At 67.4% G+C, this 17,800-nt stretch carries 12 protein-coding genes; 4 read left to right on the forward strand and 8 right to left on the reverse strand.

Annotation, left to right across the window (positions count from 1 at the left end; genetic code table 11):
- Positions 1-256: 256 nt before the first annotated feature.
- Positions 257-2,851, forward strand: a complete 2,595-nt coding sequence (gene mprF / locus ACV229_RS00005; RefSeq protein WP_448081063.1) for a bifunctional lysylphosphatidylglycerol flippase/synthetase MprF — start codon at positions 257-259, stop codon at positions 2,849-2,851.
- Positions 2,848-4,128 carry a virulence factor family protein gene (locus ACV229_RS00010; protein WP_448081064.1) on the forward strand — a complete coding sequence of 427 codons (1,281 nt, stop codon included), beginning with the start codon at positions 2,848-2,850 and terminating at the stop codon, positions 4,126-4,128. Before mprF ends, ACV229_RS00010 begins: the two co-directional genes overlap by 4 nt.
- Before the next feature lie 183 nt (positions 4,129-4,311).
- Here the strand turns inward: ACV229_RS00010 and ACV229_RS00015 are convergent, their stop codons facing one another.
- The 4 genes from ACV229_RS00015 to ACV229_RS00030 form a co-directional block, all read right to left on the reverse strand.
- A complete protein-coding gene (locus ACV229_RS00015; protein ID WP_448081065.1) occupies positions 4,312-5,766 on the reverse strand; it encodes a hypothetical protein in 1,455 nt (484 codons plus the stop codon).
- A 644-nt stretch (positions 5,767-6,410) separates the two neighbouring features.
- Complete coding sequence (locus ACV229_RS00020) at positions 6,411-6,827, reverse strand: DUF934 domain-containing protein (RefSeq protein WP_448081543.1); 417 nt, start codon at positions 6,825-6,827, stop codon at positions 6,411-6,413.
- Entirely contained in the window at positions 6,827-8,611 is a 1,785-nt protein-coding gene (locus ACV229_RS00025) for a nitrite/sulfite reductase (protein WP_448081066.1), read from the reverse strand. Before ACV229_RS00025 ends, ACV229_RS00020 begins: the two co-directional genes overlap by 1 nt.
- 359 nt (positions 8,612-8,970) lie before the next feature.
- Positions 8,971-10,395 (reverse strand): aminotransferase-like domain-containing protein, encoded by a 1,425-nt coding sequence (locus ACV229_RS00030; protein WP_448081067.1) that lies wholly within the window; start codon positions 10,393-10,395, stop codon positions 8,971-8,973.
- A gap of 714 nt (positions 10,396-11,109) precedes the next feature.
- Between ACV229_RS00030 and ACV229_RS00035 the strand changes: the two genes are divergently transcribed.
- Both ACV229_RS00035 and ACV229_RS00040 read left to right on the forward strand, forming a co-directional pair.
- Positions 11,110-12,234, forward strand: a complete 1,125-nt coding sequence (locus tag ACV229_RS00035; protein WP_448081068.1) for an extracellular solute-binding protein — start codon at positions 11,110-11,112, stop codon at positions 12,232-12,234.
- Complete coding sequence (locus tag ACV229_RS00040; RefSeq protein WP_448081069.1) at positions 12,231-13,982, forward strand: diguanylate cyclase domain-containing protein; 1,752 nt, start codon at positions 12,231-12,233, stop codon at positions 13,980-13,982. The genes ACV229_RS00035 and ACV229_RS00040 overlap by 4 nt, the downstream gene beginning before the upstream one ends.
- A gap of 153 nt (positions 13,983-14,135) precedes the next feature.
- Here the strand turns inward: ACV229_RS00040 and ACV229_RS00045 are convergent, their stop codons facing one another.
- The 4 genes from ACV229_RS00045 to ACV229_RS00060 all read right to left on the reverse strand — a co-directional run bounded on the left by ACV229_RS00045 (position 14,136) and on the right by ACV229_RS00060 (position 17,777).
- On the reverse strand, positions 14,136-14,435 hold the full coding sequence (locus tag ACV229_RS00045; protein WP_448081070.1) for a DUF4148 domain-containing protein: 300 nt from the start codon (positions 14,433-14,435) through the stop codon (positions 14,136-14,138).
- A 258-nt stretch (positions 14,436-14,693) separates the two neighbouring features.
- Positions 14,694-14,954 (reverse strand): hypothetical protein, encoded by a 261-nt coding sequence (locus ACV229_RS00050; protein ID WP_448081071.1) that lies wholly within the window; start codon positions 14,952-14,954, stop codon positions 14,694-14,696.
- 136 nt (positions 14,955-15,090) lie between these two features.
- The gene (locus ACV229_RS00055) at positions 15,091-16,779 is read right to left on the reverse strand and encodes a purple acid phosphatase family protein (RefSeq protein ID WP_448081072.1); all 1,689 of its coding nucleotides are present in this window, start codon (positions 16,777-16,779) and stop codon (positions 15,091-15,093) included.
- Between the two features lie 257 nt (positions 16,780-17,036).
- Positions 17,037-17,777: a 2OG-Fe(II) oxygenase family protein gene (locus tag ACV229_RS00060; RefSeq protein ID WP_448081073.1), complete on the reverse strand. Its 741-nt coding sequence runs from the start codon at positions 17,775-17,777 to the stop codon at positions 17,037-17,039.
- Between the last annotated feature and the right edge of the window lie 23 nt (positions 17,778-17,800).

Raw genomic sequence — 17,800 nt, forward strand, 5'->3', positions numbered from 1 at the left:
GCCCCGGTTCCCGGTATGATTCGCGTCTCGCGCATGTATGGAACGCTTAGTTTTGATCTCGCATATAGGTGGCCGGCCTATCCGGCATAGCGGTTCTGCTTGTGAAGAATTTGTAATAAAAATTCCGTATACTTGTAATTTCTGAATCAGGCGCCGCCAGCTCCCGCGCTGGCCGGCCGCCGACGCAGAACAACCAGATCCGTCGCCGCCCGGCCACCCGGCGCCGCGACACGCTATGTACCGCCACCGATAACTTATGTCTTCCCGCCACCCTGGTTCGCCCAGCCGTGCCGCGGCGATGTTCGGCCGTGTCTCGGCACTGCTCCGCAACGAGCGTGTCCTGTCGCCGCTGCTCGCACTCGGCATCGGGCTGCTGTTGATCGTGGTCTTCCAGCACCTGTCGGCGTCCGTCGACTACCGGTCGGTGATCCGCCAGCTCCGCCACATGTCGGCCGCCGAGTGGGGCGCGTCGCTCGCCGCGACGGCGCTCAGCTATCTCGCGCTGGTCGCGCGCGACGCGGTCGGCCTGCGCTACGTCGCGGCCAAGGTGCCGCGCGCGGCGCTATGGATCGGCGCGATCGCCGGCTCGGCGCTCGGCAACGCGACCGGCTTCGGCGCGCTGACGGGCGGCGCCGTGCGCGCGCGCGTGTACGGCGTGGCCGGCGTCACGCCCGCGCAGGTCGGCCGCATGACGGTCTTCACGAGCGGCACGCTCGCGCTCGCGCTGGTGCTGATGACCGCGCTCGGGATGGTCTGCATACCGCAGGCGCTTGCCACGATGCTGCACGTCGCGCCGGCCGTGCTGACGTGGGGCGGCGCCGCGCTGCTCGTGGCAATGGCCGCGATCGTCGTCGCATGCGGCAACACGGCCCGGCCGGTCGTCACGCGCTTCAAATGGCTGTCGTTCGACGTACCGGCGCGGCGCGATCTCGTCGCGCAGATCGTCTACGCGGTGCTCGACGTGGTCGCCGCGGGCCTGACGCTGTGGGTGCTGCTGCCCGCCGCGCCGGTCGGCTTCGCGAGCTTCATCACCATCTACGCGGCCGCGCTGCTGCTCGGGATGATCGGCCACACGCCCGGCGGGATCGGCGTGTTCGAGGCCGCGATGGTGTTCACGCTCGGCCACGACGTGCCCGCGCATGCGATGGTTGCCGCGCTGATCGCGTATCGCGCGATCTACTTCGGCGTGCCGTTCGTGCTGTCGGCCGGCCTGCTCGCGGCCTTCGAAGGCCGCGCGCTGCGGCGCCGCCTCGTCACGCGGCAGGCCGCGCGCGTGTCGCAGCTCGCGCCGCTGTTCCTGAGCCTCGTCACCTTCGCGGTCGGCACGATGCTCGTGATTTCCAGCGCGACGCCGGCGTTCTGGCACCGGATCGTGATCCTGCGCAGCGTCGTGCCGCTGTGGGCGCTCGAAGGTTCGCAGGTGATCGGCAGCGTGCTGGGCGTCGCGCTGCTGTTCGTCGCGCGCGGGCTGCTGCGCCGGCTCGACGCCGCGTGGTGGATGACCTTCGCGCTCACGCTGACGAGCATGGCGCTGTCGCTCGTGAAGGGCCTCGCGTTCGTCGAAGCGGGTGTGCTCGGCGCGCTGCTCGTGCTGCTGCTCGTCAGCCGCCGGCGCTTCAACCGTCATTCGTCGCTGTTCGCGGAGCGCTTCACGATCGGCTGGTTCGTGTCGGTCGCGATGGTGCTGATGCTCGCCGTGTGGGTGCTGGGCTTTGCGTTCCGCGACGTGTCGTTCACGGGCGACCTGTGGTCGCATTTCTCGTTCGACGCACGCGCGCCGCGCGCGCTGCGTGCGACGCTCGCGGCCGGCCTGTGCGCGGCGATGTTCGCGCTGTGGCAGCTGCTGCGCCCGGCGCCCGGCCGCTTCGTGCAGCCGGCGCCGCAGGACCTGCAGGATGCCGAGCGGATCATCCGCGCGCAGGAATGCAGCGATGCGGGTCTCGCGCTGATGGGCGACAAGAGCTTCCTGTTCTCGGAATCGCGCGAAGCGTTCCTGATGTACGCGAAGCACGGCCGCACGTGGGCCGCGCTGCACGACCCGGTCGGCCCGCGCAGCGAATGGCCGGCGCTGATCGGCAAGTTCATCGCGCTCGCGCATGCGCACAGCGGCCGCGCGGCGTTCTACCAGGTGCGCGCGAACGCGCTGCCGCTGTATCTCGACGCGGGCCTCACGCTGATGAAGCTCGGCGAGGAAGCGCACGTCGCGCTCGACGAGTTCGACTTGAAGGGCTCGCACCGCTCGCACCTGCGCTATGCATTGCGCCGCGGCGACAAGGACGCGCTGACCGTCGAAGTGATCGCGCCGCAGCATGTGCCCGACGCGCTGCCCGCGTTGCGCGACATCTCCGACGGCTGGCTCGACAGCCGCGACGCGCGCGAGAAGAGCTTCTCGGTCGCGGCGTTCCACGACGGCTATCTCGCGACGCAGTCGGTGATGCTCGTGCGGCAGGCGGACAAGCCGATCGCGTTCGTCACGTTCATGACGACCGACCTCAACACCGAGGCGACGGTCGGCGTGATGCGCCATCTGCCGGACGCGTCGCCGTACGCGATGGAGTACCTGTTCACGCAACTCGCGCTGCACCTGAAGGAAGCGGGCTTCCGCAAGCTGAGCCTCGGCATCGCACCGTTCTCGGGAATGGGCGCCGCGCGGATGCCGTCGCCGTGGCACCGGTTCGGGCTGATGGTCTGGCGCTTCGGCGGCCGTTTCTACAATTTCCGCGGCTTGCGCGCGTTCAAGAGCAAGTTCGAGCCGCATTGGGAGCCGCGTTATCTCGCGGCTTCGGGCTCGGTCGGCGTGTTCGTCACGCTGGCCGATCTGTCCTTGCTGGCTGGAGGTCGGCGTTCATGATGTTGAAGAAGGGAATTGCGCGGGCGCTGGGCGCTTGCGTGGGAATGATGCTGGCCGGCGCCGCGTTCGCGACGCAGCCGGCGGCAACGAATGTGCAGACGGTGGCGGGCGGCCGGTACGGCCCGGTCACGGTCACGAAGCCGAACGGTCCGCTGCGTGGCTTTGTCGTGCTGTTCCCGCGCGACAGCGGCTGGAACGCCGCCGACCAGCAGGCCGCCGACGCGCTCGCAAAGGCCGGCGCGATGACGGTCGGCGTCGATTCGGAGCGCTATGCGGCGAACCTCGCCGCGAAACCGGAAACCTGCCACCACCTCGACGGCGACGCCGAGGCCGTCAGCCACCAGCTCGAACGGCTCGCGCGCTCGTCGCGCTACTACGCGCCGATCGTCGCGGGTGTCGGGCAGGGCGGCGCGATCGCGAAGCAGATCCTGTCGATGGCGCCGGAGAATACGATCGCCGGCGCGGTGTCGGTCGAGCCGTCCGCGAAGCTCGATCCGCGCTTCAAGCCGTGCCCGCCGGATCCGACGATCGTGCGCCGCGCGATGCCGGGCTTCGTCGACGCGGCGGCGACGGGCGACAGCGCGAAGCTCGTGTCGCTGATCGCGCCGCACCTGCGCGACGGCACGTCCGACGACGAGTTCGACGTGTCGGACCTGCCGCTGGTCGAGCTGCCGGCCGCGAAGCCGTCGGGCATGCTCGCGATCGTAATCTCGGGCGACGGCGGCTGGCGCGATCTCGACAAGACGATCGGCGAGGCGCTGCAGCGCGACGGCGTGTCGGTCGTCGGCATCGACGCGCTGCGCTATTTCTGGAGCGAGAAGCCGCCCGCGCAGACGAGCCGTGATCTCGCGCGCGTGATGCGCACGTACATGAAGCGCTGGCAGGCGACGAACGTCGCGCTCGTCGGCTATTCGTTCGGCGCGGACGTGATGCCGTTCGCGTACAACCGGCTGCCGGCCGACCTGCGCGACAAGGTGTCCGTGATGTCGCTGCTCGGCTTCGCGCCGGCCGCGGATTTCCAGATCCGCGTGACGGGCTGGCTCGGGATGCCGGCGAGCGACAACGCGCTGAAGGTGGCGCCGGAGATCGCGAAGGTGCCGCCGGGCATCGTCCAGTGCTTCTATGGCGAGGCGGAGAAGGAAACGATGTGTCCGGCGCTCGCGAGCACCGGCGTCGAGCTGATCAAGACGCAGGGCGAGCACCACTTCGGCCGCGACTACATCGCGCTCGAGAAGCGGATTCTCGCGGCGTTCAGGAAACAGATGGCGGCACGCTGAGCGCGCATGCGTCGTGCATGGACGGTGACGCCCGCTTGGCGTCGCCGTCTTCCGCTGCCGTTCCGCGCGGGGACGGCAGCGCGTTCGCCGGCTCGTGTGCGGCGCGCGCATCGCGCCGGGCGACGCACGTTCGCCCGGCGCACACGCGAATGACATTGCTCCCGCGACGGTTTGGCAGCAACACTACAGCGCCGGATCGAGCGGCGTGATCTGCGCAAGCATCAACGTATATTCTTCCGCGGCAATCTGCCGGAACTTCATCTTCACGACCGCTTTCGCGCGCGCCATCGCCTCGTCCGTCTGCGTACCGGGAAACAGTCGCGCCGCGGCTTCGGCAATGATGTCTTCCGCGTGTTCGAGTGGCGGCACATTGGCCAGCGTGGCGGCCGGTGTTCCGGGTGGTGTTCCGGGCGACGTTTCGGGTGGCGATCCGGATGGCGATCCGGGTGGTGTTCCGGGCGGCGTTTCAGGCGGCGTTCCAGGCGGCGACCCGGCGTCGAGGGCCTGCATGAGCAGGTAGATCGGGACGACGTCAGCCAGGCCGATCGGCAGCAGCGTCGACGCGTCCGGGCCGAAATGCCGGCGCACGATCGATTGCGAGCCGAGCCTCAGCGTGAAGCGAAACGGAAATCCCGTCCGGATCGACAGCGTGACGGGGTCGGCCGCCGCCATCTGCTCGATCGACGTGATGCCTTCCGCGTGCAGCAGGGCCGTCACGAATTTCGTGACGCCGTTCAGGTTGAGCAGTTCGTCGGGCGTGTCTTCCTGTTTTTCGAAATCGGTGAAATTGTGCGCGGCCATCCTGCGAACGAGCTTCATGATTTCGTCGACCGGCAGGATGGTCAGCGCAAAGGCCAGCACGACATGCGGCTCCGCGCCGAGCGACGGCGCATTGGCCGCGACGAGCGCGAGCGGCATCGCCAGGAACAGGCGCAGCGCATACCAGTACACGTCGGATGCGTTCAGCGCACGGCGCCGGATGCTCAGCACGGAATCGCTGACGACAAACATGAATGCCCCGGCGATTGCCGCCACGATCAGCGGCGCGCTGAGCCCGAAGATGCAGGTCGCCTTGTCCGACGACGCGCAATCCCCCTGCGTGCAGAGCCACGTCGCCACCGTTACGACCGCGTATGCCGTTGCGAGCAGGATGATGAAGGGCGGCACGAACGCCCACAGGCCGTACTGCTCGTGGTAGATGTTCGCGAACAGGCGGTCGCCGAGCGTGGGCCAGCGGTTCTGGAAGTCGTTCAACCGTTGCTTGTCGTCTTGTGCGGCCGGCAACGAGTTGTCCTGTTGCTCTGCATACTGGATCGTCTTCAGCAACCACTTCGACCAGAAGCGCTTCAGGTAGGCGTCGAGCGCGTTGCTCTTGAGGCTGTTCCGGAATTCGTCATAGCGCGCATACCAGCCGAGACACAGGAACGCGATGAGCGGCGTACCCAGCAGCAACGTAGCGAGTGCGCCGACCAGGATCATCGTGACGGGCCAATGGATCGCCGACAGCCATTCCCACAGGTTGCGCTGCTTGAGCGGCGGATTGATCGCGGCCGTGGCGATCAGGACGCCCGCCACGTTGACCAGCAGCAGGTAAAGGCTCAATGAAACGGCCCGCGCGCGCGCCGTCCAGTGACTCATTCTCACCGGATTGCTTGCAGTTCGGCGGGCTTCGAACGGATTGGATGTCGCCATGTCCAGGCTCGCAGGTGATCGCGCCCGATTTCGCGACGGGCCGGCACGCGGAAGTCGGGCTGCTTGTCACGCAATGTCGACGAGCGGCGGGGCGCGCCCGCCGCAGCGTTGCAACTGTCAGGTGATCGAAATCGCGGTCAGCGTGGTGGCGCGAGCGGACATGTCGATACGACAGGACGCGCGGGGCCCGGTACGCATACCGGCACGCGCGAGCCCGCCGTGAGCGACGTGCGTGACGTGGAGTTCGATACGCCGGGAGGCAAGGGGTTGTTCATGGCGAATCCCCTGGTTTGAGTGATCTGCGTGACGCAATGCCTGCTTCCGGGCGGCACGCGGGGGCGTCCTGTCGCGCGAATCGTACGAGGTTTGCTGCTCGTTTGATCTGTAGAGTCAACCTAGGTCATGCATTGAAAATGTCAAGCGATGCGAGGATCGAAGGCAGGATTGCGCCGATGTGGCCACGCGACGTGTGCTTTGGCACGCGAAATGCATCGAATGATCGTGAGAATACCGGTGCCGGCCGCGCGGCGTGTTTTCGCAGAGCGCTGAAAACACGCCGCCGGCGCGGGCGTCGGATGATTGCCGAACGTTCAGTTATCCGATGATTTCAGCGGCTCCGATCTCGCATCCCGTTGATAGAACCCCGGAAAGCGCTCGAGCTGGCGCTGCGCGTCGGTCATGTCGGCGTCCGCGTGCAGCACCGCGCTCGTAAAACCGGTGCGCTCCATCAGCAGCAACTGATCGGCCATCACGTCGCCGGTTGCGCGCAGGTCACCCGCAAAGCCGAAGCGCCTGCGCAGCAGGTAGGCCTGGCTGTATGCGCGGCCGTCGGTGAACGTCGGGAACTGAAGGTCGATCCGCGACGCCGCGGCGATCTGCGCGGCGAGCGGCGCAAGATCGTCGTCGTTGGCGATCGTCAGCGTCGGGGCGCCACACTGCTGCGCGTCGCGCGTGTCGTCGTCATGGTGTGCCGGCGTCAGCAGCCGGATGCGTTCGGTCGGTTTCATCATGCGGATACCGCGAGATGCCGCGCGTGGTTCGCGGCGGTCTTGAAGGGCTCGGGGCCGACGCGGCGCACCGTGTCGATGAACCGCTCGCTGCGGCCGTCGACGTCGCGTCGCGCGTCGAGGTACGCGGCCACGAGCGCGTCGACGACATCGACGATCTCGTCCGCCGAGAACGACGGGCCGATCACCTTGCCCGGCTGCGCGGGGCCGCTCGCGGCCGAGCCGTCGGAGCCGCCGAGCGTCACCTGGTACCACTCGGCGCCGTCCTTGTCGACGCCGAGGATCCCGATGTGGCCGCTGTGATGATGGCCGCACGAGTTGATGCAGCCGCTGATGTGCAGGTCGATGTCGCCGACGTCGTACAGCATGTCGAGATCCTGGAAACGCTCGGCGATCGCATCGGCGATCGGGATCGAGCGTGCATTCGCGAGCGCGCAGAAGTCGCCGCCCGGGCACGCGATCATGTCGGTCAGCAGGCCGACGTTCGCGCTCGCGAGGCCGACCGCGCGCGCGTTTTCCCACAGCAGGAACAGGTCGTCGACGTGCACCCACGGCAGCACGACGTTCTGCGTATGCGTGACGCGTGCCTCGCCGGCCGAGTAGCGGTCGGCGAGCGTCGCGAGCGCGTCGAGCTGGTCCGGCGACGCGTCGCCGGGCGCCTGCAGGCGCCGCTTGAACGACAGCGTGACGATCCGCAGCGACGGGTCGCGGTGCGCGGCCACGTTGCGCGCGAGCCAGCGCGCGAACGCCGGATGCCGGTTCGCCTGCGCGGCGACGCGCGCATTCGCGTCGTGCAGGTCGACGGCGCGCGGCTTGCGCGACGGCGGCACGAAGCACGCGGCGATGCGGTCGAACTCGGCCTGCGGGATCGTATGCGGGCCGCCGTCGTGCTCGACGATCTGCCGGAACTCCTCCTCGACGTCGTCGATATAGCGCTGCCCCTCGGTCTTCACGAGGATCTTGATGCGCGCCTTGTACTTGTTGTCGCGGCGGCCGTAGCGGTTGTACACGCGCACGATCGCCTCGATGTAGTTCATCACGTGTTGCCACGGCAGGAACGCGCGCAGCAGCGTCGCGGTCATCGGCGTGCGGCCCATCCCGCCGCCGACGCTCACGCGGAAGCCGAGTTCGCCCGCGTCGTCGCGCACGAGTTTCAGCCCGACGTCGTGCCAGTCGGTCGCCGCGCGATCCTCGGCCGCGCCGGTGATCGCGATCTTGAACTTGCGCGGCAGGAACGCGAACTCGGGATGCAGCGTCGTCCATTGGCGCATCGCCTCCGCGAACGGACGCGGATCGGCGATCTCGTCCGGCGCCACGCCCGCGCGCTCGTCGCACGAGATGTTGCGGATGCAGTTGCCGCTCGTCTGGATGCCGTGCATGTCGACGGTCGCGAGCAGGTCCATCACGTCGGCCGACTTCGCGAGCGGAATCCAGTTGAACTGCACGTTGGTGCGCGTCGTGAAGTGCGCATTGCGGGTCGGCAGGCGCGTTGTGCCGAGCTGCGCCTGCGCGTCGCACGCAGCGCGGTAGGTCGCGTCGTCGGGCACGTCGTAGTCGCGCGCGATCCTGGCGAGCACGCGCAGCTGCGCGCTCGACAGCTCGCCGTACGGCACAGCGACGCGCAGCATCGGCGCATGGCGCTGCACATACCAGCCGTTCTGCAGCCGCAGCGGCCGGAACGCGTCTTCGGTCAACGCGCCGCGCTGCCAGCGTTCGAGCTGGTCGCGAAACTGGGCGGCGCGGCTCTGCACGAGCGCCCGGTCGAAATCCGTATATCGATACATGGAGTCGGAAGCAACGTGAGCGGCGCGGGGTACGCCGCTCGTCGGACAGGCGCGTCCGGACGGACGCGACGAGAGGACAGCGTAGAGAACGCAAGGGGCCGCAACAAGGAGCAGTTGCGAGCGGAACAAGCGCAGCAGATGCGCTGAGAGCTGAAAGCTGGGAGCCGGGAGCCGGGAGCTGAGAGCTGAGAGCTGAGAGCTGAGTGCTGAGTGCTGAGTGCTGAGTGCTGAGTGCGGCAGATGCGTGCAGCAGCGACTGTGCGCGCGGGAGCCTGACCGCTGGCGGTGTCCGGAGCGCATCGAGCCACGCGTGGCGCCGCGACCAGGTGCCGCGGATGACTGCCGGACCGGAAGCGGGCTCAGCCCGCTTTGCGCACCGCCGGTCCGGCGACGAGCTCGCCGAGCACGCGGATCGCCCGCTCGATCTCGCGGCTCCACGGATGGCCGAAGTTCACGCGTACGCAGCGCTCGAAGCCGTGGGCGGCGGAAAACAGCGGCCCCGGCGCGAAACTGATCCCGCGTTCGATCGCCTGCCGATGCAGCTCCATCGCGTCGATCGCGTCAGGGAATTCGAGCCACAGGAAGTAGCCGCCGTCCGGCTTCACACATTCGACGCCTGCGGGCAGCCAGCGCCGCAACGCGTCGTCCATCCGGTCGAGCTGCCCGTGAAGCGCGCCGCGCAGCTTGCGCAGATGACGGTCGTAGCCGCCGTGCTCGAGATAGTTCGCGATGCCGGCCTGCACGGGAATGCTCGCCGACAGCGTCGTCATCAGCTTGAGCCGCTGCACCTTCTCCGCGAAGCGGCCGGCGGCCGCCCAGCCGATCCGGTAGCCGGGCGCGAGCGTCTTCGAGAACGAACTGCAGTGCATCACGAGGCCGTGCTTGTCGAACGCGCGCGCGGGCAGCGGATAGTCAGGCCCGAAATGCAGTTCGCCGTAGACGTCGTCCTCGATCAGCGGCACGTCGCGCGCGGCGAGCAGGTCGACGAGCGCGCGCTTTTTCTCGGATGACAGCGTGACGCCGGTCGGGTTCTGGAAGTTCGTCATGAACCAGCACGCGCGCACGGCATGGCGATCGAGCGCGCGTTCGAGCGCGACGAGATCGAGCCCCGAGTGCGGATCGACCGGAATCTCGACCGCGCGCAGGTCGAGCCGCTCGATCGCCTGCAGCGCCGCATAGAAGCCGGGCGCCTCGACGGCCACCACGTCGCCGGGGCGCGTGACGGCCATCAGGCACAGGTTCAGCGCTTCGAGCGCGCCGTTCGTGACGACGATCTCGTCGACCGGCTGCGATACGCCCATCGCCAGGTAGCGCAGCGCGATCTGCCGGCGCAACTGCTCGTTGCCGGGCGGCAGGTCGACGACCGTGCTCCACGGGCTGACGAGCCGCGTCGCCTGCGCGAGCGATTTCGCGAGGCGCGGCAGCGGAAACAGCTGCGGCGACGGGAACGCGGAGCCGAGCGGCACGATGCCCGGCTGCGTCGCGGCGTCGAGGACCGAGAACACGAGGTCGCTGATGTCGACCTTGCGCGTGGCGGACGCGGCCCGGCTCGCGCGCCGCTTCGCGGGCGGCCGCGCACCGGGCGCGACGTAATAGCCGGAACGTTCGCGCGCGCGAATCAGGCCCCACTGTTCGAGCAGGTAGTACGCGCGAAACACCGTCGACTGGCTGACGCCGTGCTGCGCGATGATCTGGCGCAGCGACGGCAGGCGCGTGCCGACCGCGAGGTTGCCGGTGCGGATTTCGTCGGCGATCGTGTTGGCGAGGGTTTCGTAGCGTTTCATCGGTATGGACGGGAGCGCGCCGCCGGATGCAGGCCCGACGGGCGTCGCGCGCGGCACGCGCGCACATTGTCCGATGGACGTTGCGAAAAGGAAAGCGTATCTGTCCCCGTGACGAAGCGCCGAGGCCGGCGTACTTCCGCCACGCGTACGCGTGTCGTCGTGCGGTGCGCGTAGTGCGTGCCGGCACACGATCCATTCGAGTCACGTTCGATGCTGTCCGGTGTGCTGCATCGCGCGAAGTTCCATGAACGGCCGCGACCTCGCGACATCAACGGACAACACGAAAGACGCCGGTCCGGACGATTGCCGATCGGAGCGCGGCAATGCGCGCAGTTCAGGTTGATTGCCGCCCTGGCGGGACGAATGGAAATCGTATGAAGAAGTCGCGATCGAATGACACCGGGATGACTCAAGTTATACGACGCGCTGTCGTTATTGCCGTGTACATGAAATTCGCTCGGATATTCATCGAATTCATTATCGCAGGGCATTCTCCTGATTAATTGGAGAATTGATTGCACACGCAACGTTATGTGACTGGATAAATGGAATCGAGGTGCTGAAGTTTTAAATCCGTACCGCGAATCATTCCGTCTCGCCGGTAAAAAAGTAAGTGTGAATACGCATGCGGCGAGTTCTTATTGCATACGATTTATTTTTATGGTCTCGTAGCAAGCTCAAGCTATCGCATCGACTAGAAAAAAGGACAGTCGAATGCAGCCGTGCGATGCGGACACAGTCCGATTGATCAGGGGAATCGGCGCAGGTTGGCGCGGGGTCAACGTAACATTGCGCAAGATTCTCGTCGTTTTGGCGTCAGGCCTGTTGTGCATGTCTGGTGTCGCCGCGCAGGAATCCGCAAACGACAACGTTTTGCGTGTTCTCGCGTGGCCCGGTTATGCAGACAGCGATGTCGTCAGCGCTTTCGAATCGCAATTTCATGTGCGAGTCGAAGTGACGTTCGTCGATTCCGACGAAGCGTTATGGTCTCGCATGCATAGCGCTTCACCGCCGGCTTATGACGTGCTTGCCGCGAACACCGCCGAAATCCAGCGTTATGCGCGCGACAAGGTGCTCGCGCCGCTCGATCTGTCGCGCATTCCGAACCGTCGGCTGCAATTGCCGAATTTCCAGCAGGTATCGAAAATCGGCGGCCTCGTGCTCGATGGCGCGACCTATGCGGTGCCGTTCACGTATTCGTCGATGGGGCTCATCTACGACCGCAAGCAGGTGCAGGTTGCGCCGCATTCGATGCTCGAGCTGTGGAATCCGCGCTATCGGGGCAAGGTGCTCGATTTCAACAGCGCGCAGCACAATTTCTCGTTCACCGCGCTGGCGCTCGGCTATGGGGATCCGTTCAGCCTGTCGCCTGCACAGACGAATGCGGTCGCGCGCAAGCTCGTCGAGCTGCGCCGCAACCTGCTGACGTACTACACGCTGCCCGAGGAAGCGACCGCGCTGTTCGTCCAGCATCACGCGGCGCTGATGTTCGGCAACTACGGCACGCAGCAGGTCGAGCTGCTGCGCCGCGCGGGCGCGGACGTCGGCTACGTGATTCCGGACGAAGGCGCGCTCGCGTGGCTCGATTGCTGGGCGATGACGCGCGGCGCGCAGCGTCCCGAGCTGGCGCTCGCATGGATCAACTACATGCTCGAGCCCGAGATCGGCGCGCTGCTCACGCAACGCCAGGGACTCGCGAATACGCTTGCGCCGCCGCCGGGCCTCGACGCGGGGCACCAGCATCTCGTGTGGCTCCAGCCGGTCGAGAGCATTGCGCGTCGCGAGGGCCTGTGGAGCCGCATCGTATCGGGCGACCGGCCGGAGCGCTTCGCAAAATGATCAAGCTCGGCCTGACTTCGAAGCTGTCGGTGCTGCTCGCGTGCATCGGCGTCGTCGCATCGGGCTTGACCGGCTATTACACGTATCGCGCGAACCGCACGATGCTCGTCCAGGAGGCCCAGCACAGCCTGCTGATGTCGACGCAGTTGCTGGGGCAGCGCTTTACCGCGGCGCTCGGCGACGTCGCCGACGACGCGCTGGTGCTCGCGACGATGCCGTCGTCGGCCGCTGTCGCGAGCGGCGACGACCCCGCGCATGCGCGGCGCGGTCGGCTCGAACAGGTGTACTCCAGCTTCATGCAGCATCACCCCGAGTACGTGCAGATCCGGCTGATCGCGCGCGCGCATTACGGGCTCGAGCGGATTCGTGTCGACCGCGACGTGCGCGGCATCACCGTGCTGCCGGAGGCCGACTTCCAGGAGAAGGGGCAGTTCTCCTACGTGTTCGACACGTTGTCGACCACACAGGGCCATATCTATCTGTCGCCAATCGCGATCAATCACGAGACGGGGGCGCACGCGGCGGAGGGGCAGCCGATCCTGCGCGTCGGCACGCCGGTGGTCGATGAGCTTGGCGAGACGGTCGGCGCGCTCGTGATCGACGTCGAGCTGACGCGCGTGTTCTTGCGGCTCGAGCGCGATCTGCCGGGCGACTACCAGGTGTTTCTGGCGAACGAATGGGGCGATTTCCTCGTTCATCCGGATCCGTCGCAGACGTTCGGCTTCGACCGTGGGCGGCGCGTGCTGATGCAGGACTCGTATCCGGCGACGAAGCCGCTCTTCGAGGAAGCGAGCACGAGCGTGACGTGCGCCGGGTCGGCACGCGCGCCCGACCAGATGCTCGCGTTCGCGCGCACGCCGTTCAGCCGCGGCGAGGGCAACCGCTTCGTCGTGCTCGGGATCGCGCGGCCGCTCGCGGACGTGGTCGCGCCGGCCGACATGCTCGGCAGCCGGATCGTGCGGATGGTGCTGATCTCGAGCGTGTTCGCGGTGATCCTCGCGATCCTGTTCGCGCGCGCGATCACGCGGCCGCTGCAGGTGCTCGCGCGCGCGGCGACGCACGTGTTCGACGATCCTGCCGCGGAATTGCTGCCGGTCGGCCGCTCGGACGAGATCGGCGTGCTTGCGCGCTGCTTCGACTGCATGCGCGTCGAGATCCGCACGCAGATGACGATGCTGCGGGCCAAGCAGCAGGAGCTCACGCATCTGGCCGGCCACGACGTGCTGACGGGGCTGCCGAACCGGCTGCTGTTCATGGAGCGGCTGGACGGCGCGATTCGCCATGCGGCCTCGGCGAACGAAGGGCTCGCGGTGATGTTCGTCGACCTGGACCGCTTCAAGCAGATCAACGACCAGCTCGGCCATTCGGCCGGCGACCGCACGCTCGTCGCGGTCGCGAAGCGGCTGAACCTCGTGCTGCGCGGCGGCGACATGGCCGCGCGGCTCGGCGGCGACGAATTCATCGTGTTGCTCGCGGGCGTGAATTCGCCTGAAGTGATCGGCGACGTCGCATCGCGGATCCAGATCGTGATGGCCGAGGAGCTGGAGTTCGGCGAGCGGCGCATGGCGGTCGGCGCGAGCATCGGCGTCAGCGAGTTTCCGGCCGACGGCGGATCGGCCGAAGAATTGCTGGTCAAGGCGGATGCCGCGATGTACGCGGCGAAGGCGTCGGCGCAGCGTGCGTACGTCCGGTATCAGGAGCTGCTCGGCACGCGGAACTGCGCGGACGGCGTGATCCGCGCGTCGTAGCCGGCGGCATGCCTGGGAAACGGTACATGGGGAACGGCGACGGCGTGTCCCGCCGAAACGGCGGGCCCAAATGCGACGAGCCCGTCGTCGGACGGGCTCGTGATCGTGCGCGCGGCGCGGCGCGGCCGGCTTGAGCGGCCGCTCGATGGCCGCTTAGTGGCCGAAGTAGATCGAGTCGCGCGGGTTCTGCACCTTCGCGGCCGGTGCGCCACCCTGGACGACCGGCGCGGCTTGCGCGCCGTAGCCGCTGTTGTCGTCACCATGCACGCGCGCTTGCGCGGCCTGGATGTCGGCCGGGTAGTACGGGCTCGACAGGCCCGGCTTGTAGCCGGCGTTCTCGAGCTGGACCAGCTCGTTGCGCACCTGGGCGCGGGTCACGGTGCTTTGGGCGAATGCGCCAACCGAAGCGGACAGGGCGGTAGCGGCGACGACTGCGTAGACGATCGACTTCATGATGACCTCCGATGTATTTGGCTTTCCGCGTTCGACACCATGTCGTAAGCGGTTGAATACATCGTAGGCTTCGAGTGACCTAGGGTAAACGTGGATTTCGGCGAAAGATAGTTGCGCCAGGAGTAACAATTTTGGGAGAAATCCCGCCCGTCCCTAATGATCGTGTCGGGTTTTGCATCGATCGGGCGGCGATCGGCGCCGCATGCGTAGGGCCGTTGCGTGGAGGGACGGGCGGTGCGGGATGAAGCCGCAGGCGGCTCAGACGCTGTCCGCGTCCTCGATTTCCTTGCGCTCGCGGCGCTCCTCGTTGCCGCGGCGCGCCCGCAGGCGCTGGCGCGACAGCACGGTGATCACCTGCTGCGTGGAGGCGCCGGTCGGGACTTCGTTGCGGATGCGGTTGGCGACCATCGGCAGGCCCGCGCGCTGCCGGCGCAGCGCCAGGGCGATCGCGCGTCGGCATTCGTCGCCATGGCAATCCCATTCGTCGCGGATTTTCTGGCAATAACGGCATGTGTCCATGCCTGACAGTCTAACGTGTCTTGGCCAAAGGCGAGTTCATCGGGAAGGGCGGGGCGGCAGGCCGTCGGGGCGCGAACAGGCGCGTGCCGCACGCCGCCGCGCGGGGGGATGTCCCCACCGCGCGGCGGCGCAACGCTCAGTGCTCGCGACGCTGCTTGCTCAGCGTGATCGTCTCGAACAGTTCGTACTGCGCGGTCGGCTGCTGGTCCGCGCCCGGCGCGTGGTAGTAGCGCATCGTGATCGTCGTGTCGCCGCCCGGCGTGCCCGGATCGTGGTCGAACACCGCGATGCCATAGCCCGTGCCCGTGTCGCGGCGCGCGGACCAGATCGCATCCTCGAGCGCATCGGCCGGCTTGCGCACGAACGTGTTCGGCGCCGTGCCCGGAACCGGCCGGTTCGGCTTCGTGAACACCTTGGCCTGGGCGGTGCCCGTCGCGGGGTTCTCGCCGTACACATCGAGCGGTGCGCTCGTGCCGCCGCCGCCGAGGATCAGGTGGATCGTCCCGTGGCTCGTGTCGAACGTCGCGCGCGACGGATCGGCTGCCACGGCCGGACGCGGCTGCAGCGTATCGACGACCTCGCCCGTCGCCGCGTCGACGCCCGTCCGATGGTTGCAGCCGCGTACCGGGTAGCTGCGCTCGTAGTCGTGATCGTGGCCGCACAGCACGAGATCGACGCCGTAGCGGTCGAACAGCGGCAGCCATGCTTCGCGGATCCCCTTGTCCGAGCCGTTGCCGGTCTTCGACGAGCTGAGCGCGTCCTGGTGCATCTGCACGACGATCCAGTCGATGTCGTGGTCCTTCGACGCGTGATGCAGCGTGCGTTCGAGCCAGCGCGTCTGCTCGCCGTTGCTGTAGCCGCGGATGTAGAACGACGTGCCCGGCTCGATCGGCGGGTGGCCGGTGCTGGCCGCCGGCACGAGCGGGTTCGGGCCGGCGACGAACGCGGCCGCATCCTGGTAGACGATGTCGTCCGCATCGAGCGAGATGAACAGCACCGCGCTCACGCGGAAGCTGTACCAGCGGCCCGGAAAGTGCGTGCCGTTTTCGGGCAGCTGATAGCGCGCGAGATACGAGTCGAAGCCCTGCGGGCCGTTGTTGAACTCGACTTCATGGTTGCCGGGGCACGGCATCCACGGCCGGTTCGCGGCCGACGTCTGGTTGTTGTTGCCGAAGTCGCGCCACACCTCCGGCTGGTGCGCGGGGTTCAGGTTCGCGTAGCACAGGTCGCCGTTCAGCAGGTGGAACAGCGGCTGGAACTGCTCGACCGCCTGCACCGCGAAGCGGCTTTGTGGCGACGACAGCACCCAGGCGCCATTCGGCGTCGCGAGATCGCCGTAGCTCGTGAAGCGGAACGGCGCGCGGCCGCGCGGCGCGGTCGAGAAGGTCGCGGTGAACGGATTCGCGGCGTTGCTGTCGTTGTCGGCCGTCAGCATGTACTGGTAGCGGGTGCCGGGCTTCAGACCATGCACGCGCGCGTGATAGGTGAACACCGTTTCCCCGTTGAGGCCGTCCGTGTAAAGACGCTGCACGCCGTGCACGAGGCGCGGCGCTTCGCCGTCCGCGCTGATGCGCGCGCGCGGATTGACGGCCGGCGCGAGCGACGCCCACGAGATCACGACTTCCGACGCCGGGTCGTTGCCCCACGTCAGGTGGATCTGTTCGGGCGTGCCGTCCGGGGTCGACGCGGCGGCCTTGCCGGCTGCCGCGAGGCTGCCAGCGGCGGTCGCGAGGCCGGACACGCCGGCAAGCTTCAGGAAGCCGCGGCGCGATACCGCGGCGGCCGGTTCGTGCTGCTGATCGGGGGAGTTGTCCTGGTTCGACATGGTCGGGATTCTCGTTGTTGGGGCGCGAGGACGTAAGGCCGCACGGTCCGGCGCAACGCGGGCCGGCGGCAGCGTGGGCCGGAAGCGAGCGGGATCCCGGCGACACGCATTGTTGACGGGCAGTTTTGCCGGGTTGTGACAGCGTCGCGAGGGGAATGCGGCGCCGGAAAACCTGGAAGAAGCAGGATGCGCCGGCGAGTCGCCGACGCACGGCGCCGACTTTCCAGGTGAAGGCGTGCAGTTGGCGGCGCGGCGGTTCAGCTTCCCCAGAGGGGCGAGCTCATGGTGGTGTCGTAGTCGTCGAACATGATGTTGAAGCTGACGCTCACGCGTGCTTGCGCGCTCGTGTTCGCCGACACCGAATGCGCCAGCCAGGCTGGAAACACCAGCATCGTGCCTTCGCTGACCGGCAACACTACCTGGTCGGTGTTGTAAGCCGTCAATTCCGTGACGGGCGGACGAATGACGGTTGTCTGCGGGCGCGGGTCATGAAAATTGATCGTGTCGGCACCCGCTTGCGTGCGCAGGTAATACACGCCGCTCAGAAAATTGTTCGGATGGCAGTGCGTCGCGTGTGTCCCGCCCGGATCCAGTACGTTGACCCAGCATCCGGTAATGTGAAACGGGGCATCGGCGACCTTGAGGAACCCGAGCACGTCGCGTGCAGCCTGGTCGATATGCTCGACGAGCGCGGCAAGCTCCGGCCGATGATGTTGCTGGTGACCGGATTGCCATGCGGCGCCGGTACGCGTGCCGCCGCCGCTGCGGATCAAGGTGTCGACGTACGCGATCAATGCCCGATCGAGCGGCTCGTAGCAATGCTGCTCGAGGCGACGCCGCCATACGAATGTCGGGAAAAGTCGGACGATATCCGAAGCCGAGGATTCCATTGCCGGTTGCGCAACGCGCGGGTCGGGATGCTCATCCCTCACTATAGGCCGCGAGCCGGCAAGCACGTCCACCGGCTGCTCGAGCAGTTTCGAGTGTGTTGCATCCACCGGCCGGATCCGCAGCCGACCGT

The organism is Burkholderia sp. MR1-5-21, from assembly GCF_053427715.1.

Bases quoted from the DNA above. Each gene is read 5' to 3' on its own strand.
- mprF (WP_448081063.1), top strand. From the start codon at position 257: ATGTCTTCCCGCCACCCTGGTTCGCCCAGCCGTGCCGCGGCGATGTTC.
- ACV229_RS00010 (WP_448081064.1), top strand. From the start codon at position 2,848: ATGATGTTGAAGAAGGGAATTGCGCGGGCGCTGGGCGCTTGCGTGGGA.
- ACV229_RS00015 (WP_448081065.1), bottom strand. From the start codon at position 5,766: ATGAGTCACTGGACGGCGCGCGCGCGGGCCGTTTCATTGAGCCTTTAC.
- ACV229_RS00020 (WP_448081543.1), bottom strand. From the start codon at position 6,827: ATGAAACCGACCGAACGCATCCGGCTGCTGACGCCGGCACACCATGAC.
- ACV229_RS00025 (WP_448081066.1), bottom strand. From the start codon at position 8,611: ATGTATCGATATACGGATTTCGACCGGGCGCTCGTGCAGAGCCGCGCC.
- ACV229_RS00030 (WP_448081067.1), bottom strand. From the start codon at position 10,395: ATGAAACGCTACGAAACCCTCGCCAACACGATCGCCGACGAAATCCGC.
- ACV229_RS00035 (WP_448081068.1), top strand. From the start codon at position 11,110: ATGCAGCCGTGCGATGCGGACACAGTCCGATTGATCAGGGGAATCGGC.
- ACV229_RS00040 (WP_448081069.1), top strand. From the start codon at position 12,231: ATGATCAAGCTCGGCCTGACTTCGAAGCTGTCGGTGCTGCTCGCGTGC.
- ACV229_RS00045 (WP_448081070.1), bottom strand. From the start codon at position 14,435: ATGAAGTCGATCGTCTACGCAGTCGTCGCCGCTACCGCCCTGTCCGCT.
- ACV229_RS00050 (WP_448081071.1), bottom strand. From the start codon at position 14,954: ATGGACACATGCCGTTATTGCCAGAAAATCCGCGACGAATGGGATTGC.
- ACV229_RS00055 (WP_448081072.1), bottom strand. From the start codon at position 16,779: ATGTCGAACCAGGACAACTCCCCCGATCAGCAGCACGAACCGGCCGCC.